The organism is Nocardia cyriacigeorgica (assembly GCF_010868145.1).
Classification (GTDB): domain Bacteria; phylum Actinomycetota; class Actinomycetes; order Mycobacteriales; family Mycobacteriaceae; genus Nocardia; species Nocardia cyriacigeorgica_D.
This window is the reverse complement of the sequence record NZ_JAAGUY010000001.1, coordinates 485,860-503,123: the sequence shown is the minus strand read 5'-3', so window position 1 is coordinate 503,123 and position 17,264 is coordinate 485,860. Positions and strand designations below refer to the sequence as shown.

Here is a 17,264-nt window from a genome sequence, read left to right as displayed (position 1 = left end):
AGACCCGTTTGCGCCCGAACAGGTCGGCCAGCCGGCCACCGACCAGCAGCAGACCCGCGAACACCAGCGCATAGGCGTTGACCGCCCACGCCAGCCCGGTGTCGGTGAAACCGAGTGACGTGCGCATCGACGGCAACGCCACGTTCACCACCGAGATATCGAGCACCACCATGAACTGCGCCGCGCACACCACCGACAGCAGCGCGGCCGCGGGGGCCGGTGCTACCGCCTTGTCGTCTGTGCCGGGTCGCCGCACACCCACCTCCCAGGATTGATACAGTTGTATCCGATACATCTGTATCACCAACTTTACGGTGATGTCGAGAGAGGTGACCGTGCCCCGGACCGTGGACCACGCCCAACGACGCGCCCAGCTGGCCGACGCTGTGGTGGCTGTCGCTTCCCACGCCGGCCTGCACGCGGTCACCATCCGCGCTGTTGCCGCCGAGGCCGGGGTTTCGCTGCGGTTCGTGCAGTACTACTTCCCGACCAAGGCAGACCTGCTCACCGGCACCCTCGACCATCTGGAATCCCTCAGCCGCCGCCGCTGGAACCGCCGCCTGGCCGGTCTGCTCGATCCGCCCCCGGCCCGCGCCCTGATCGAGGCCTTCTGCGCCGAAGCCCTGCCCACCGACACCGCCAGCCGCGCCTTCCAGCTAGTCGCCACCTCCTACGCCGTGCTGGCGATGACCGACCCCGACCTCGCCCAACACCCCTTCGTCGCGGGCATCGACCGGCTCGAACACCAACTCACCCAAGCGCTCTCACGCGCGCAGGCACATGGGGAGATTTCCGGCGACCTCGACGTCACCGCCGAGGCGATCCGGCTGGTCATGCTCACTCATGGTCTGGGCACCAGCGTGCTGATCGGCCAGCACAGCCCCGAGCTCGCACTCACGCTGCTGACCGACTACCTCGACAGACTCTTCGACACCGCGGGACCGAACTCACCGGGCCCCGGATAACAGTCTGTTATCCGGGGTACCGTGGACCTCGGCCGCGTTTTCGGCGGTTACTACCGGAACCCCTTCCCGGAGGGTCAGTTGTCCTGCTCCACCAGAGCATCTGCGCTGGAGATCTCGACGATCGGCAATCGCAGCGCGGCGGGTGCCTGCGCAGGCACAACCGGCGCGAGCGGGGCCACCGGAGTCAGCCGTCGATACGGTGCGCCCACCGCGGGGCGCGGATCGGTCTCGCCCTTGTTCGGCCACAGGGCGATCGCGCGCTCGGCTTGGGCGGTGATGGTCAGCGACGGGTTGACCCCCAGATTGGCCGAGATCGTCGAACCGTCGATGACGTGCAGGCCGGGATGCCCGTAGAGGCGGTGGTAGGGGTCGACGACACCGGTGGCGGGGGAGTCGCCGATGGCGCAGCCGCCGATGAAATGCCCGGTCGCCGGAATATTGACGATGCTGCTCGTGGCGCCGGTGGCGAAACCGTCGATCTTGTCGGCGACGCGGCCGGCGACCTCGTGGCCGACCGGAATCCAGGTCGGATTGGGCTGCCCCTCGCCCTGTTTGGTGGTCATCTTGCGGCCGAACAGGCCGCGTGTGGTGTAGGTGGTGATGGAGTTGTCCACCGACTGCATCACCAGCAGCCCGATCATCTGCTCGGACCATCGGTGCGGGTTGTGCATGGCGAGCAGGTCGCGGCGGTTGCGTCGCATCTGCCGCAACCATTGCCGCCACCGCGGACTGACACCGTCATCGCCGACCATGGCCGTGGTGATCAGAGCCAGCGCGTTGCTTCCCTTGCCGTAGCGCACCGGCTCGATATGGGTGTGGTCATCGGGGTGGATGGAGGAGGTGATGGCCACGCCCTTGGTGAAATCGGCATCGGCGCGGCGGCTGCGCACCGACAGCAGCTCCTCGGAGTTCGTGCGCGACAAATAACCCAGCCGCGGCGAGATATGCGGCAAGGACCCTCGATCGCGCAACGTGTGCAGCAGTTTCTGGGTGCCGAGTGCGGCCGCGGAGAACACCACCTGCTCGGCGGTGAACACGCGCTCGTTCTTGCGAACCCAGCGGCCGGTGCCGCGGGTGCGCACGGTGTAGCCGCCGCCGGGTCGGGGCCGCACGTCCACCACCGTCGTCAACGGGTGCACGGTCGCTCCCGCCTGTTCGGCCAGATACAGGTAGTTCTTGACGAGGGTGTTCTTGGCGTTGTGGCGGCATCCGGTCATACATTCACCGCAATGGGTGCAGGTGCGCCGGGCCGGGCCGACGCCGCCGAAGAACGGGTCGGGCACATCCGCACCCGGTCGCACTCCGGCACCGCCGAACAAGACCCCGACCGGCGTCTGGCGGTAGGTGTCGGCGACGCCGAGCTCCTCGGCCACCTCCCGCAGAATCCGGTCGCTGGGCGTGGTCGCCGGATTGGTGGTGACTCCGAGCATGCGTTTGGCCTGGTCGTAGTGCGGGGCCAGCTCGGCGCGCCAATCGGTGATCGCCGCCCACTGCTTGTCGGCGTAGAACGCCGCGGGCGGCTCGTAGAGGGTGTTGGCGTAGACCAGCGATCCGCCGCCCACACCGGCGCCGCTCATGATGAACGTGTTCTTCAGCAGCGTCAGCCGCTGGATGCCGAAGCAACCGAACCGTGGCGCCCACAGGAACTCTCGGGCCCGCCACGAGGTGGCGGCGAATTCGTGGTCGGCGAAGCGGCGCCCGGCCTCGAGCACACCTACTCGATAGCCCTTCTCGGTCAGGCGTAGCGCGGTGACGCTGCCGCCGAAACCAGAACCGATCACCAGCACGTCGTAGTCGAACGCCATCCTGCCCTCCGTCACCATTGTCGAATTGTTCGAGCGTAGGGCGGGGCGCGACGCTGACAGCAAGGACTGTCGGCCAGAAAATCGAGAATTCCGGCCAACCGTCTCGGGTGGATCAGCTGCCCTCGGCGGTAGCGGCAAGCAGCTTGTCGAGGTCGGCGGGTGCCATCCCGAACCCGGTCAACCGGTCCAGCGGGATGGAGGCGAGCATGCGCATCATGTCGACCCCGAGGACCTGCCCGTCGCCGCCGTCGGTCATCCCGGCGAACATCTGCGCCACCACGGCCGCCGCCGCCGGATTCGACAGTGTCTCACCGAGCGTGGACTGCGCGGTGATCGGAATCCGCAGTTCATCCCCGGCCACCTCGACGGCCGCAGTGGCGCGGATATCGCGGCTGGATGCACCGGCCATCACCTGATAGGTGCCGTCCTCGACGATCCATTGATCAGTGCGGGTCTCCCAGTAGGCGAGATCGGCGCGTTCGATGGTGACCGACACCTGTTCGCTGGCACCGGGTTCCAGATCCGTGGTGACCGAGTGCCCCTTCAGTTCCCGGGGCGGGCGGCTGACCACCGACCCGGGCAGCGCGGTATAGATCTGCACGACCTCACGTCCGCGACGACGACCGGAGTTGGTGACGGTGACCCGGACCGTGAGCTGTTGCTCCTCGGACTCGACCGACAGATCCGAATAGTCGAAGCTGGTGTAGGACAGGCCGTGTCCGAATGGATAGCAGACTTCGAGATCGCGGGCGTCGTACCAGCGGTAGCCAACGTATATGCCCTCGCCGTAGCGGATATGTGAGTTCTCGCCCGGGAAGTTCAGGTAGGCGGGGACGTCTTGCAGGCGCATCGGCACCGTTTCGGTCAGCCGTCCCGACGGGTTGACCCGCCCGAACAGAACGTCGGCGAGCGCACCGCCGCCTGCCTGTCCGAGCAGTGCGCCGTCGACGATGGCCGGCGCGAGATCGGCCACCGGCGTCAGTCGCAGCACCCCACCATGCGACAGCACGACCACGGTCTTCGGCTGCACTGCCACGATCTCGGCCAGCAATGTGAGCTGATCGGCGGGCACCTCGATGTCGTCGCGGTCGAAGCCCTCCGATTCCTGCCCGGCCCCCAGACCCAGAAAAACGATCGCCACTTCGGCGTCGCGGGCGACGGCGACCGCTTCGGAGCGCACGGTGTCCTCGCCGGAGGTGGCGTCGGTGGTGAAGCCGGGTGCGTAGCGCACCCGGCCCGGTGCGGCCGCGGCCGCGATCTCGGTGAGCGCCACATCGACCCGGGTCGGGTTCACATGGGAGCTGCCCCCACCCTGATATCGCGGCGTCTGCGCGAATTCGCCGATCACCGCCAGCGACTGCCCCGACGGCAACGGCAGCAGATCGCCGTCATTGCGCAGCAACACCACACAGCGTGCCGCGACCTCACGGGCCAACCGGTGATGGGCATCCAGATCCGCGGCCGCACCGGCCGCCGCACGACCGGCGACGACCTTCGCCGCCAACGCGGCCACCGTCGACGCGGCCCGCTCGACCGCGGCCGCCTCGAGCGCACCGGACTCCACTGCCGCCACCACCGCCGCATCGGAGGCGCCACTGCCGCCGGGCATCTCCAGATCCAAGCCCGCCGCGACCGCCGCGACCCGGTTCGCGACCGCACCCCAGTCGCTGACCACCAGCCCGTCGAAACCCCATTCACCGCGCAACAATTCGGTGAGCAGCCAACGGTTCTCCGCGGCATACACCCCGTTGATGCGGTTGTAGGAACACATCACCGTCCACGGTTGCGCGCTGCGCACGATATGGGCGAACGCGCGCAGATAGATCTCCCGCAATGGACGCTCATCGACATCCGAACTCGCCCGCATCCGATCGTGTTCGGCATTGTTGACGGCGAAATGCTTGAGCGAGGCACCCACCCCCGTGCCCTGCACTCCGCGCACCCACGCCGCACCCAACACGCCGGTGAGAAACGGGTCCTCGGAGTAGTACTCGAAGACGCGGCCACACCTCGGGTCACGTTTGATATTGATCCCCGGCCCCAACAGCACATCCACCCCGAGCGAGCGGGCCTCACGACCCAGCGCCTCCCCGACGCGGCCCACCAACGCGGTGTCCCAGCTCTGCCCCAACCCGACCGCGGGCGGGAAACACGTGGCGGGTGCGCTGTCGGCGAGACCGAGATGGTCGGTGGCGCCGGTTTGTCGGCGCACCCCGTGCGGGCCGTCGGTCAACAGGATCGATGCCACCGGCCCGACCGCCTTGGTGGTCCAGAAATCGGCGCCGCTGCCGAGGGCGGCCCTCTCGGTGAGCGAAAGCTCGGTGATCGCGGGGGAGGCCGTCATCGTCAGCTCCAATCGGTCGCCTTCTGAGGAAACACCCACGCACATGGAATCACGGCAGGCGTATTGGTCGTACGGTGCCGCGGGAAACGCCGTCGCGGCGGAGGAGGGGGTCGTGGAGATCGCCGTGGTCGTGAAGGTCGGCATCGTGGTGGTGGTGGCGGCCTTCTCCGACGCCTTCGGCGGGGCCCGGACTCTGACCCGCAACCCATAATTGGGATACCAAATGGTCGCCGGGTGGTGGGAGGATGTCCGCATGAATGCGTCGCAGCCGTTCCTGTCCGAATCCGAACGGGTCACCAGGTTACTGCGCGACCAGCTCGTCGACGGCGTGCGCGCCCCCGGCAGCAAACTGGTCGAACGCGATCTCGCGGCCGAACTCGGTGTCTCCCGCCTGCCGGTCCGCGATGCGTTGAAGACCCTGGTCGCAGAGGGATTGGTGACTCCGCGGCCACGTACCTGGGCGGTGGTGCGGGAATTCACCGCCACCGATATCGCCGACCTGATCGAGGTGCGCTCCGCGTTCGAGGTGCTGGCATTCCGGCTCGCCGCACAACGCGCCACCCGCGCGGGCCTCGACGAACTGCGCCACGACCTGGACGCAGAATGGGATGCCGCCCGCGCCGGCGATGCGGTCGGTGCACGCCGGGCGGCCGCCGACTTCCATGAGACGGTGACCAGGCTCGCCGGCAACGACCTGCTCGGCGAACTCGAACGCACACTGCGCAGCCGCATGCGCTGGTTGCTGGGCCGCCATGACGACCTCGCCGCCGTCGCACGCGAACACGAGCAGCTGTATCACGCCATCGCCAACCGCGACGTCGCCCGGGTGGAAGCATTGGCCGCGGCCCACATCGAAACCAGCCGTGCCCAGGCGGCTCAACGCACTACCGCCGAAGCGCTCGACCGCAGCGCCACGGGCTGAACGGGCTGAACCGGGCCGTCGGCTCCACCCACCGTCCGAGCCCGACCCCACAGGCCCGGCGACCGAAGCGGGAGGTATTTCAGGTGCGACGCCGGGCCGCCAGTTCGGCGTGCAGCGCCTTGATCTCCGCCTCCAGTGTCGGTTCGGGCCCCGCGACCGGCACCGATGGCGCGACCTGTGTGATCGGCATTGCGGCGACCGGTCCGGGAGCAAGGCCCCAGTCGCGCTGCCACTGCCCGAGCTGGGCTGAGTCGGCGGCATAGATGATGCGCCCCAACCCCGCCCACGCGTGGGCGGCGCTACACATCGGGCAATGCTCGCCCGATGTGTAGACAACACTGCCCGCCCGCTGCTCGGGGGTGAGGTGGATCCCGGCCCAGCGGGCGATCTCGAATTCCGGATGCTGGGTCGGATCACCGGAGACGATGCGGTTGCGTGCCTCGAACCGGATCGTCTGCTCGGCGTCGACCAGGATCGAACCGAACGGCTCGTCACCGTCATCGAGGGCGGCGCGAGCCAGTTCCACACATCGGCGCAGATAGTTCCGGTCTCGGTCGGTGATGACATAGCGGTCGCCTGATTCGCTCATGAACCCACGATACCCATTTTGGTATACCGCAATCGGTCATTAGTGGTGTCGATAGCCGCTATCCGCGCGGGGACTTGGACAAACACCACGTCGGTCGACAGGATGGTTGGTATACCAAAATTAGGAGGTCTCGATGAGGCTCGGTCGAAGGATCCCTCGCAATGCCCGGACGCCGCGGACCGGCAGCGCAGTCGTCGCCTCGGCGGCCGTGCTGGCGGCACTCGCGGCCTGCACCGCCGATCCCGCGCCCGCAACAGTGCCCACGTCGGTCCCGGCCTCGACGACGGCCCCTACTGCTGAACCGGCGACCACCGCCGCGACACCGCCACGCGACCCCGCCTTGGACGACGATCTGCTGGCCGCGGCCGCCGCCGATGACGCCGCCCGCGTGCGGGATCTGCTGGCCCGCGGCGCCGACATCGAAGCCCGTGGGCAGCATGAGCGCACTCCGCTGATCGAAGCCACCAAGAACCGCGCCACCGAAGCCGCCCGCGTGCTCGTGGAAGCCGGCGCCGACGTCAATGCCACAGACGCACTACAGGATTCGGCCTACCTGTATGCGGGCGCCGAGGGTCTCGACAGCATCCTCGAACTGACCCTCACCCATGGCGCCGACCTGGCCAGCGTCAACCGCTACGGCGGCACCGCGCTGATCCCGGCCGCCGAACACGGCTCGGTCGCCACGGTGCGCCGGCTGATCGAGGCCGGAGTCGATGTCGACCACGTCAACACCCCCGGCTGGACGGCCCTGCACGAAGCGGTCGTCTACGGCGACGGCGGCGAGCGCTACCAGCAGGTCGTCACGGCCCTGCTCGACGCGGGCGCCGATCCGGACATCCGTGACAGCGACGGCAACACCGCACTGGACAACGCCGTCCAACGTGGACAGTCCGAGATCGCGGCCCTCATCCGGGCCAACGGCTGAGGCGGACACATCGACAACAGCCGATTGCCGGACGGTCAGTTCTGTGGAAAGGGGGCGATCCCAGTTGCCCAGGGCAGCGCGATGGGACCTTCTGTTGAACAAAGATAAAAGCCCGGTTAATCTGGATTTTATCTTTGTTCAAAACTGCCGGAGGAGATGTTGTGCCGATCCCCGTGGCTCTCGCAGGGCTGTTGCAGTTGGCGTTGGCCGGGATGTTCGTCGTGATGCTCGCCGCCTACCGGACCGCCGGTCCTCGCGCACAAAGGGCCGCGGAGGCGGAGACAGCCCGCCAGGACGCGGATCCGGAGGTGCTCGGAGAGCACGGGGTCCGATTGGAAGAGGGCCGGTGGGGGTTCGTCGCGGGCTATGCGATCGCCGCCGTACTCACGGTGCTGGCTGCTCTCAATCTGGCCGGTAGCGAGATCGGGCGGATATCGACCTGGGTGGTGCAGCCCCTGGTGCTCCTCGGCGTCGGCTACGTGACCACGATTCAGGTGTTCGCCATCCCGATGACCGCGTCGGCGTTCGCGAAGCTCGACGATCCGCGAGCGCGGAGCCTCGATGTTCGGGCCGTGCTGCGAGCCGCTGTCGCCGCGTTGCCGTCCTGGTACCGACCGGCGACCGTACTGAGATGGCTGCTCGCGACCGTGGGTTCACTGGTCGTGATCGTCGCGCTCACGTTGCCCGCCGCTGGCAGCTACTACTCCTGAGCGGCCGCAAGCCGGGCTTGCAGGCCGTCGAGCACGGTCTGCAAGCCGAATTCGAAACCGGTACTGCCGGGCAGAATTTCGACCGCGTCCGGCGTCGGAGTGTCGAGACGGGCCCGTAGCCGGGGAAACTGCACAGCAGCTTCGGTGACATAGGCCAGCGCATCGGGTCGGCGCGAACCTACGTCGCCACCGTCGCGTCGCAGCCGTGCCTCCCATGCGCGCTCGGCGGCCGAGCCCTGCGCCGCGCCGATCACGTACATCAGGACCGTCGCCGCCGCGCGGTCCGCGTCGCGACCGGCGAAACCCGCGCCCTCGTATACCTCCAAACCGCATTCGTCGAAACGCGCCTTGGCCGGCCCGTAGATCACATGCGTGCTCATGGCCGCCAACAACCAGAAATGCCGACCGATCATCTCGTGCACCTCGCGCGCCAATACCGCTGCAGCCGAACGCCAATCGGTAGTCGCGGGGTCGGGCAACTCGATTTCGTTCCACACCAGGTCGGCGGCCAGTGTGATCAGTTCGTCCTTGTTTTTGACGTAGTAGTACATGGCCGTCGATGCCACGCCCAGCTGAGCACCGAGTCGTCGCACGTTGAGACCGGCCACTCCCGCTTCATCCAGCACCTCCACCGCAGCCCTGAGGACCTGCTCCTTGGTCAACGTCTCTCGCGGCACACTGCCTACCGTACTCAGAGTCAACCCCCGGTTTCAGGCACCGGTCAGACCGCGAGCTACCTGCGCTGTACCGCGATGTGGCAAGGGGCGAGAACGATCGTTCGAGACCCACCCTCCCCGCTGTGGGCGACCACCGGCCCTCACCGAACTCCAGGCCCTCGAAGCCCGCGAAATGTATGACGATTGCGGCGCCGGCGTGCTCAGCGTGGACCGGATAGCCGACGGTGCGTCATGGCACCGATCCGCCGGCACTGGACACCCGGCAGTGCAGCGCTCGACCGTGTCCTGAGCCGCTCGTCCGAGCCGGCGAGGGCGCCGCGACTCAGGTCAGCGTGAAGCCCAGGTGTTCACCGAGAGCCTGGGCCTGCTCGGGTGTGGCGAGGGCGATGATGCTGTCGTAGCCGCGATTCGGTGCGCGTTCGAAGTCGACGATGCGCCAGGACCTGGGATCATCGTCATCGGCCGTCGCGGCGATGGCCTCGCAGGCCGCCGTGTGGTCGTAGTAGCCGTCGGCGTAGTGCTCGGCCACGATGGACACGAGCGTGCCGTTGCGTTCGAATTCCAGACGCTCGAGGCGGCTCTCCTCGACATCGTCGTCATCCTCGACAAGCCGAACATTGGTAATGGTCACCGCGCCACCGGCGATCTCGGCGGCCGTGGCCAGCAGGCTCTCATAGCCGCGGTCGAGACAGTCGACGTCGTCGGCATGAACCCGGATCGCCACGCCGAACGATTCGAGGGCACATGCCGCCGAGTAGTGGTCCACTGTGCTGTCGGCGTCATCGGCGAGGACGGCGAGGGCGCTGCGCAGCTTCGCCTCGGACACCATGCCGATCTCGTGCACAACCGCGCCGACACGCGTGTAGGTCATTGGTGAAGAGTTCGACACGCAGCGATCCTGTCACAGCGGCGGAAATCGAGCCCTTCGAACGCTATCGCTGGGCTCCACTCGGTGTCGTGCACGACCATGCGGTCTGCCATCAACTCGATCTGGTCGACGCACGAATATCGGGTGTACGAGTGACCCTGGCTCCGATCGCCGCCGCCGTGCGGGCGAACTGTGCAGCGTCGTAGATCGCCGCACCACCGGGGTCGTTGTTGAAATAGATGTCGACCTCGCATGATTCGGGCCAGGCCTCGGCCACGCGGTGTACCCATTCGGTCAGCACCGGGCCGTGGTAGCGCGGCCGCGGCTCGGCCGTCCCGTGGTGCAGGCGCAGATAGCCCCAATCGGTGGTGCGCCACAACGGTGTCACCGGACGTTCGTCGGCATCAGCCCAGCACAGCGCCGCACCGTTGTGTTCGAGTACCGCGCGCGTGTCGTCGGTCCACCATGACTCGTGTCTCGGTTCGACCGCGACCCGGGTACCGGCAGGAAAACAGTGCAGACAATCGTTGAGCAACGGCGGATCGGCGCGCAGTGTCGGCGGCAGTTGCAGCAGGATCGGACCCAACCGGTCGCCGAGATTTTCGGCCCGGCCCATCAGCCGCCGCACCGGCTCCTCAGGGTCGCGCAGGCGTTTGATGTGGGTGAGGAAACGGCTGGCTTTGACCGCGATCCGGAACCCGGCCGGGGTACGGGCCCGCCATGCGGCGAAGGTTTCGGCGCTGGGTAGCCGGTAGAAGGCATTGTTGATCTCGACCGTGGCGAATGCGGTCGCATACTGTTCGAGCCACAGCCGCTGCGGCACTCCCTGCGGATACAGCACACCGCGCCAATCCCGGTACTGCCATCCAGAGGTGCCAACCACCAACGTCATATCTGGCGCATACCCGCAGGCGAGGCGGTCACGCAGCGGTCAGGACACGGCGACACTCGCCGTGAGCCGATCGGCGAGCGCGGTGAGCACGGGGGAGCAGCCCGCGTCGACGGTGAGGGTGGCGAGCTCGTGTCCGCGGGTACGGCCACGGTTGACGATGACGACGGGTCGGCCGGTCTTGGCGGCGTGACGCACGAACCGCAGACCGGACATCACCGTCAGCGACGAACCGGCCACCAGCAGCACCTCGGCATCGTCGACGAGGTCGTAGGCGGCGCGCGCCCGCTCCTTGGGCACGTTCTCACCGAAATAGACGATGTCGGGTTTGAGCATCCCGCCGCAGCGCACACACCCGAGCATCCGAAAACTGTCGGTATCGTCGACGACCGCATCGGCGTCGGGCGCCACCTCCACACCCGTGAGGGTGACTGTTTCGGCGAACCCGGGATTGGCCGCCTCCAACCGCTCGGCCAGCGCCATGCGCGAGACCAGATCACCGCACCCCAAACAACGCACCCGCGCATAGGTGCCGTGCAGGTCGATCACCCGGCGGTGGCCCGCCTTGGTGTGCAACAGGTCGACATTCTGGGTGATGAGCCCGGTCACGATGCCGAGCCGTTCCAGCCGGGCAAGGGCGCGGTGGCCGGGATTGGGGCGCGAGGCATCCAGGTGCCGCCAGCCCACATGATTGCGCGCCCAGTAGCGCTGCCGGAACGCGTCGTCGCCGATGAACTGCTGGTAGGTCATCGGCGTGCGGGGCGGAGCGTCAGGGCTGCGGTAGTCGGGGATTCCGCTGTCGGTGGATATTCCGGCACCGGTCAGCACCGCGACCCTGCGGCCCGCGATCAGCTGTGCGAGCCGATCGGCATCGGCGGGCGCGGCGGTGTGATCGGGCATGAACCCCAGGGTACGGCCGGGTGCGGGCCGGTCAGCCCGGCGGCCCGATCGCGGTGATCTCGACGCCCTCGGGGCCGGCGGTGACCGTGACGAACTGACGGTAGGTGCGGGCTGTGGTGCCCGGCCGCATCTCGGTGACCACCACATCGAATCGGTCCACCGACAGCGCTGTGATCAGCACACAGTGGCGGGTGCCTGCCGGGACCGATGCGATCCCCGCCTCGATCACCGTCTGACTCGATACCGATGCCTGTGCGGTGGTCAGCGCGCGTGCCGCCGCACCCGAGCGGGTCACGTAGTAGGCGTACTGGAACGCCAGGATCACATCGGGGCCCGAGGTCACCGAACCGGCGCCGTTGCCGCGCACGAGCTGCTCGGTGCGTGTCGGCGCGCAACCAGGGCCGCCGCCGAGCGCAGGATCGGCTGCGGTGGCCGATTGACGTGGATCCTCGGCCGCCGCGATATAGGCCAGCACCACCGCGGCCGCCGTCAGCGACACCAGCACCACGCTCGCACCGAGCAGCAGCGGACGTCGCATGTTCGGTCGCCGACGCTTCCGGCGGATCCGTGGTGGCCGCGGAGTCCGCGGTGCCCGGATGGGGCCGCCGCGCTGGGACGGAAGCATCCCCGGCCAGCGTGGTTCGCCCGGCCGCTGCTGGCGGCCGGGCGCGGATCTGTTCGGCGACATCATGCTTGCGTCGCACCCCCTTGCCCGGTGCTTACTCGGCACACGAGGACGACCCCGAATGCCGTTGTGTGGTAACAACATTGCATATCGGGGTCGTGAATGCGGCTCGAATCGTGCAGCGGTGCGCCCCCGATGCGTCCGATGTCGCGCGCATCGGGGCTCACATCACACCGAGCCCAGTGAGTCAGAGGGATTCTGGCAACGGTCCGGAAACTCCCGCCCGCACTGTTGTGTTCTGCTCCCGTCAGATGACGCCGAGAGCGAGCATCGCATCGGCGACCTGGATGAAACCGCCGATATTCGCACCCGCCACATAGTTACCCGGCATGCCGTACTCGTCGGCCGTGGCCAGGCAGCGGTCATGGATGCCGCGCATGATGTCCGCCAGCCGCTCCTCGGTGTGTTCGAAACTCCACGAGTCGCGGGACGCGTTCTGCTGCATCTCCAGTGCGCTGGTCGCCACACCACCGGCGTTGGCGGCTTTACCGGGCGCGAAGATCACCCCCGCCTCACCGAACAGTCGCACCGCCTCCGGCGTGCACGGCATGTTCGCACCCTCGGCCACGATATGGCAGCCATTGGCGATCAGCTTGCCCGCCGCAACGCCGTCGAGTTCGTTCTGGGTGGCACACGGCAGCGCGATATCGCAGGGCACCTCCCACAGCGAACCGCCCGCCACGAATCGCGCGGAACCCGAACGAGTCTCGGCGTAGTCGGCGATGCGTGCGCGCCGCACCTCTTTGATGTCCTTGAGCAGTTCCAGGTCGATGCCCTGTTCGTCGACGACATAACCGCCCGAATCCGAGCACGCCACCACGGTGCCGCCGAGCTCGTGGATCTTCTCGATGGCGTAGATGGCGACATTGCCCGAGCCCGACACCACCACCCGCTGTCCCTCCAGCGACCGGCCCGCAGCGCCAAGGATCTCGTTGACGAAATAGACCGCGCCGTAACCGGTGGCCTCCTTGCGGACCTGCGAGCCACCCCAGGTCAGGCCCTTGCCGGTGAGCACTCCGGACTCGTAGCGGTTGGTGATGCGCTTGTACTGGCCGAACAGGTAGCCGATTTCGCGGCCACCGACGCCGGTGTCGCCGGCCGGGACATCGGTGTGCTCACCGAGATGGCGGTAGAGCTCGGTCATGAACGCCTGACAGAAACGCATCACCTCACCCTCGGACCGGCCCTTGGGGTCGAAATCCGACCCGCCCTTGCCGCCGCCGATGGGCAGCCCGGTCAGCGAGTTCTTGAAGATCTGCTCGAAGCCGAGGAATTTGACGATGCCCAGATAGACCGAGGGATGAAACCGCAGCCCACCCTTGTACGGGCCGAGCGCGGAGTTGAACTCGACCCGGAACCCGCGATTGATCTGCACGGCCCCGGAATCGTCGACCCACGGCACCCGGAAGATGATCTGACGTTCGGGCTCGCACAACCTGCGGATCACCGCCGCGTCGGCGTACTGCGGGTGCTTGGCGACCACCGGGCCGAGGCTGTCGAGCACCTCGTGCACGGCCTGGTGGAACTCGGTTTCGCCGGGGTTGCGGCGCAACACCTCGTCGTAGATGTCGCTCAGCTTCGCGTCCAGGACAGCCACCCGCGGACTCCTTGTCGTCGTCGTTGCATCCACGGCCGGACCGCACGCGGTCACCCGGCATCGGCCGGCGCACCTCGGACACCGGCCGACCGGAAGTTCACCGGCCGAACCTCACACGCTAACCGCCTGCGTTGTGAGGCCCGGACCACACATCCATTTCGCGGGAGACGATCGTCTCCTCACGGGGTTGCCGAGCAGCGCGTTCATCCCACGCCCAACGGCACCCCGCACCGGTGACGGTCGCTGGGGTAGCGCGCTCACCCCGGGAGCAGGTGCGTGACCGCCAGGCCGTTCGCGACGCGCAGGCGGGCGGCCACGAGCCCGCGGTGGCATGCCAGTGGATCGCGCTCGACACAGAACAGGGCGACCACCGAGTCACTCTCGAGCTCGGCCATGAGCGCGTCGAGGTCGAATGGGTCGAGGATGTCGCGGGTGTAGCGCTCGATGTACTCGGGCGCCAGGGTGCGGCGGTTGCGCTTGCCCACACCCTGGCGGTCGTCCTCGCGGTATTGGAGCCGGCGGAGCTCGGTCGTCGGCGCCAGCTTCCGCACGTGCCGGTATCCGATATCGGCCGCGGCGAGTGCACGCTGCAGCCGCGCCGAGTTCGCCCAGCTGTAGTCGGCGCCCCGCACGCCGCGGCGCTGGCGCAGGTCGAACAACACCCGCGCGTTCGCGCTGGTGAGCTCGTCGAGAAAGGTGTTGGCCGTGAAGCCATAGACGCCGATTGTCACGATTCTTGGCACCGGGAAACCACCCGTCTTCCACGCTGTCGCCGCCTCCGGCGCCCCGGCCGGAGGCGGCGAGAAGCCCTACCCGACCGCCGTTGCCTCGAGTTCGACCATCTGGCCGGGAATCGCCAACCGCGTCACCCCGAGCATCGTGGTGGTGGGTGCCACCTGTGCGGCGCCCAACCGCCCTGCCAGCACGCCGTAGTGCTGGAACAGCAGATCGACATCGGTGGTGTAGACGTTGAGCCGGATCAGGTTCGCCAGGGACATGCCTGCCTCACCCAGCACTGCCTCCACGTTGTCGAGGCTCAGCGCCAATTGTGCCGCCATGTCACCGTCATGCTGAGGCTTTCCGTCGCTGCTCATCGCGGTCTGCCCGGAGCAGTAGAGGGTCCGGGTATGCCCGGAGACGATCTCACCCTGGTTGAATCCCATCTCCACCGACCATGTCACCGGGTTGACCGCTGTTCGTTCCACTGCCACATCAGCTCCATTCGAATCGTTTGATCGTTTGACCTACGACGCCCATCGGCCCGATAGTCGCAGTCCGTGACGCCGTGGAGACAAGCCTTCCAACGAATCACGACATCCTGTGTCATGTATTCCTGCTAGGTTTTGTCGTATGCGCGCCGACCGGTTGGTCTCGCTGGTGCTGCTGCTGCGCCGACACGGTCGACTGTCCGCGACGGCACTGGCACGCGAGCTGGAGGTGTCCACCCGGACAGTGCTGCGCGATATCGAGGCGCTGTCGGCAGCGGGTGTCCCGGTCTACGCAGAGCGCGGCAGACACGGCGGTTTCGCCTTGTTGCCCGGTTTCCAGACCGAGCTCACCGGGCTGAACCACGATGAGGCGATTGCCTTGCTCGTCGCCGGATCACGGCGCGGCGCACAGGCCTTCGGGCTCGGCTCGGCGCTGGCCTCGGCGATGCTCAAGGTGGTCGACGCGCTCCCCGAAAGCCATCGAGCCACCGCGGCAGGGGTGGCGCAGCGATTGCTCATCGACCCGGAGACCGACCTGCTCTCGCGCAAGCTGATCGCCGAGGAGGTGCCCGACACCGTGGTGGCCGAGGTCCGGCGCGCGGTGTTCGCCGGACACAAGCTGCGCATCCACTATGCGGCTGTCGACCAGACCCCGAGGTGGCGCACGGTGGACCCGATCGGCCTGGTCACCGTTCGCGATCAGGGCTACCTGCTGGCCACCAGGTCCGGCGCCGACCGCACCTACCGGCTGTCGCGGATCTCGGCTGCCGAGGAACTCACCGAACCGGCACAGCGCCCGGACCGGGTCGACCTGGGCAAGGCGTGGCAGGAACGCAGCGCACGGTTTCGCACCGGCGGCGACCAAGTCACCGTGCTGGTCCGGGTGGACTCGGCGCGGCGAGAGGAACTGGTCGACACCGCGCTGGCCGTCCGCGCGGAAGACACCGACGCAGACGGCCGGCTACGGATGGAAGTCACCTTCCAGGACCCCAGACACGCCGAATGGGCGCTGTGGCAGCTCGCCACGCACGCCGAAGCCCTCGCCCCGCCGTGGCTGCGCACCGCCCTGCACAACCGCGCCACCGCGATCGCCACCTGCTACCGGATGTCGTCCTGAGGGTTGCCGCGCGGACACGTATCAGTCGGCCCACAAACGGGTGTCGTGTGCCCTGCGACATTGCACAGCACAACGACAGTGGGATTCTCTGCGACCATTGCCCGGACCCGTCCCGGACAGGCGTGATGTCGATGGAGAGGGAAGATCCGGCGACATCACGCCCCGGGGCGGTCAGACGATCGCCTCCACCGTGCGCAGCACCGACATCTCGCCGTGGCCGTCGGCGATCTGACGGTTGACCACGTTCTGCAGGGGACTGAGGAACTCCTGGGAAACGCCCGCGTCGTGTCCGGCGCGGACGATGGCATCGACGGCGGCCTTCAGAAAGAAGATGTTCTGGCCCTCGCCGTGATAGGCGCGAGCGTCGATCATCTCACCCTCCATCGGCATCACCTGCGCCATCGCGGTCGCCCACGCGGCGGCCCGCACACCGAAATCCTGCGCCGAGACACCGATCGACCGCAGCAGCGCCACGCCGTTGAGGAACCCGCCGAACATGCCGTACATCACCGACAACAGCGCGAAATCGTAGGTCGAGGCGAAACCGGCGTCGGCACCGAAGTACTCGGCTGCCGCCAGCAACTCCAGCGTCGACCTGTTGTCGTCGAAGACCTGCTGGGAGCCGCTGTAGAGGATCGACGCGCCCGGCTGCCCGATCATCGGCGGGGTGGCCATGATGCCGCCATCGAGATAGTCGATGCCGTGTGCGGACGCCCACGACGCCAGCTCCCGCGCCTGCTCGGGTGTGGTGCTGGTCAGGTTGATCACCTGGCGACCGGCCAGCTGCTCGGCCACCGGGTCGAGGGTGTCATGCACCGACGCATGATCGAGCAGCAGCACGATGATCACCGGGCTCGCCGCTACCGCCTCGGCCGCCGACGCAGCACCTGTCGCTCCCGTCGCGACCAGGTCAGTGTCCTTGCCCGGTGTGCGATTCCAGACGGTGGTGGTGTGGCCTGCGGCGAGGAGGGCTTCGGCGAACGCCCGGCCCATCGCGCCGAGGCCGAGAACAGTCACGGGTCCGTGTTCGGTATCGGACATGAAAAGTCGACTCCTTTCGAGA

19 protein-coding genes and 1 pseudogene are annotated in these 17,264 nt (G+C 67.7%); 7 read left to right on the top strand and 13 right to left on the bottom strand.

Features of this window, described 5'->3' with window-relative positions; genetic code table 11:
• Positions 1 to 7: 7 nt before the first annotated feature.
• Positions 8 to 127 (bottom strand): annotated as a pseudogene (locus tag GV792_RS29420) (hypothetical protein); the annotation flags it as partial.
• Between GV792_RS29420 and GV792_RS29415 the strand changes: the two are divergent.
• Both GV792_RS29415 and GV792_RS02210 read left to right on the top strand, forming a co-directional pair.
• Positions 105 to 275 carry a hypothetical protein gene (locus GV792_RS29415; RefSeq protein WP_256673755.1) on the top strand — a complete coding sequence of 57 codons (171 nt, stop codon included), beginning with the start codon at positions 105 to 107 and terminating at the stop codon, positions 273 to 275. The pseudogene GV792_RS29420 and the gene GV792_RS29415 sit on opposite strands and share 23 nt — an antisense overlap.
• A gap of 42 nt (positions 276 to 317) precedes the next feature.
• The gene (locus tag GV792_RS02210; protein WP_175583852.1) at positions 318 to 965 is read left to right on the top strand and encodes a TetR/AcrR family transcriptional regulator; all 648 of its coding nucleotides are present in this window, start codon (positions 318 to 320) and stop codon (positions 963 to 965) included.
• A gap of 74 nt (positions 966 to 1,039) precedes the next feature.
• Here the strand turns inward: GV792_RS02210 and GV792_RS02205 are convergent, their stop codons facing one another.
• On the bottom strand, positions 1,040 to 2,770 hold the full coding sequence (locus GV792_RS02205) for an FAD-dependent oxidoreductase (RefSeq protein WP_163821884.1): 1,731 nt from the start codon (positions 2,768 to 2,770) through the stop codon (positions 1,040 to 1,042).
• 112 nt (positions 2,771 to 2,882) lie between these two features.
• A complete protein-coding gene (locus GV792_RS02200) occupies positions 2,883 to 5,114 on the bottom strand; it encodes a glycoside hydrolase family 3 C-terminal domain-containing protein (protein ID WP_163821883.1) in 2,232 nt (743 codons plus the stop codon).
• 43 nt (positions 5,115 to 5,157) lie between these two features.
• Here GV792_RS02200 and GV792_RS02195 point away from each other — a divergent pair, with 43 nt between their 5' ends.
• Together GV792_RS02195 and GV792_RS02190 are read left to right on the top strand one after the other, a co-directional pair.
• Positions 5,158 to 5,325: a hypothetical protein gene (locus GV792_RS02195; protein WP_163821882.1), complete on the top strand. Its 168-nt coding sequence runs from the start codon at positions 5,158 to 5,160 to the stop codon at positions 5,323 to 5,325.
• 42 nt (positions 5,326 to 5,367) lie between these two features.
• Positions 5,368 to 6,036 carry a GntR family transcriptional regulator gene (locus GV792_RS02190; protein ID WP_163821881.1) on the top strand — a complete coding sequence of 223 codons (669 nt, stop codon included), beginning with the start codon at positions 5,368 to 5,370 and terminating at the stop codon, positions 6,034 to 6,036.
• A 79-nt stretch (positions 6,037 to 6,115) separates the two neighbouring features.
• On the opposite strand, the gene GV792_RS02185 is transcribed toward GV792_RS02190, so the two are convergent.
• Positions 6,116 to 6,625: a nucleoside deaminase gene (locus GV792_RS02185; RefSeq protein ID WP_163821880.1), complete on the bottom strand. Its 510-nt coding sequence runs from the start codon at positions 6,623 to 6,625 to the stop codon at positions 6,116 to 6,118.
• Between the two features lie 133 nt (positions 6,626 to 6,758).
• On the opposite strand from GV792_RS02185, the gene GV792_RS02180 reads away from it, so the two are divergent.
• Positions 6,759 to 7,550, top strand: a complete 792-nt coding sequence (locus tag GV792_RS02180; RefSeq protein WP_163821879.1) for an ankyrin repeat domain-containing protein — start codon at positions 6,759 to 6,761, stop codon at positions 7,548 to 7,550.
• Between the two features lie 161 nt (positions 7,551 to 7,711).
• Positions 7,712 to 8,260: a hypothetical protein gene (locus tag GV792_RS02175; RefSeq protein ID WP_163821878.1), complete on the top strand. Its 549-nt coding sequence runs from the start codon at positions 7,712 to 7,714 to the stop codon at positions 8,258 to 8,260.
• On the opposite strand, the gene GV792_RS02170 is transcribed toward GV792_RS02175, so the two are convergent.
• The 8 genes from GV792_RS02170 to GV792_RS02135 form a co-directional block, all read right to left on the bottom strand.
• Positions 8,251 to 8,937: a TetR/AcrR family transcriptional regulator gene (locus tag GV792_RS02170; protein ID WP_163821877.1), complete on the bottom strand. Its 687-nt coding sequence runs from the start codon at positions 8,935 to 8,937 to the stop codon at positions 8,251 to 8,253. The genes GV792_RS02175 and GV792_RS02170 overlap by 10 nt on opposite strands.
• Before the next feature lie 322 nt (positions 8,938 to 9,259).
• The gene (locus GV792_RS02165; protein WP_218579802.1) at positions 9,260 to 9,808 is read right to left on the bottom strand and encodes a hypothetical protein; all 549 of its coding nucleotides are present in this window, start codon (positions 9,806 to 9,808) and stop codon (positions 9,260 to 9,262) included.
• A 109-nt stretch (positions 9,809 to 9,917) separates the two neighbouring features.
• The gene (locus GV792_RS02160; protein WP_163821876.1) at positions 9,918 to 10,697 is read right to left on the bottom strand and encodes a DUF72 domain-containing protein; all 780 of its coding nucleotides are present in this window, start codon (positions 10,695 to 10,697) and stop codon (positions 9,918 to 9,920) included.
• A gap of 39 nt (positions 10,698 to 10,736) precedes the next feature.
• Entirely contained in the window at positions 10,737 to 11,594 is an 858-nt protein-coding gene (locus GV792_RS02155; protein WP_163821875.1) for an NAD-dependent protein deacetylase, read from the bottom strand.
• Positions 11,595 to 11,625: 31 nt separating this feature from the next.
• On the bottom strand, positions 11,626 to 12,132 hold the full coding sequence (locus tag GV792_RS02150) for a hypothetical protein (protein WP_163829189.1): 507 nt from the start codon (positions 12,130 to 12,132) through the stop codon (positions 11,626 to 11,628).
• A 394-nt stretch (positions 12,133 to 12,526) separates the two neighbouring features.
• Entirely contained in the window at positions 12,527 to 13,876 is a 1,350-nt protein-coding gene (gdhA, locus tag GV792_RS02145) for an NADP-specific glutamate dehydrogenase (RefSeq protein ID WP_163821873.1), read from the bottom strand.
• A gap of 257 nt (positions 13,877 to 14,133) precedes the next feature.
• Positions 14,134 to 14,607: a DUF488 domain-containing protein gene (locus tag GV792_RS02140; RefSeq protein WP_309139062.1), complete on the bottom strand. Its 474-nt coding sequence runs from the start codon at positions 14,605 to 14,607 to the stop codon at positions 14,134 to 14,136.
• Between the two features lie 78 nt (positions 14,608 to 14,685).
• Positions 14,686 to 15,081 carry a RidA family protein gene (locus GV792_RS02135; RefSeq protein ID WP_163822203.1) on the bottom strand — a complete coding sequence of 132 codons (396 nt, stop codon included), beginning with the start codon at positions 15,079 to 15,081 and terminating at the stop codon, positions 14,686 to 14,688.
• 145 nt (positions 15,082 to 15,226) lie between these two features.
• Between GV792_RS02135 and GV792_RS02130 the strand changes: the two genes are divergently transcribed.
• Positions 15,227 to 16,201 (top strand): helix-turn-helix transcriptional regulator, encoded by a 975-nt coding sequence (locus GV792_RS02130; RefSeq protein ID WP_163821871.1) that lies wholly within the window; start codon positions 15,227 to 15,229, stop codon positions 16,199 to 16,201.
• Between the two features lie 171 nt (positions 16,202 to 16,372).
• Here GV792_RS02130 and GV792_RS02125 read toward each other — a convergent pair whose 3' ends face one another.
• On the bottom strand, positions 16,373 to 17,242 hold the full coding sequence (locus GV792_RS02125) for an NAD(P)-dependent oxidoreductase (RefSeq protein ID WP_163821870.1): 870 nt from the start codon (positions 17,240 to 17,242) through the stop codon (positions 16,373 to 16,375).
• Positions 17,243 to 17,264: the final 22 nt, after the last annotated feature.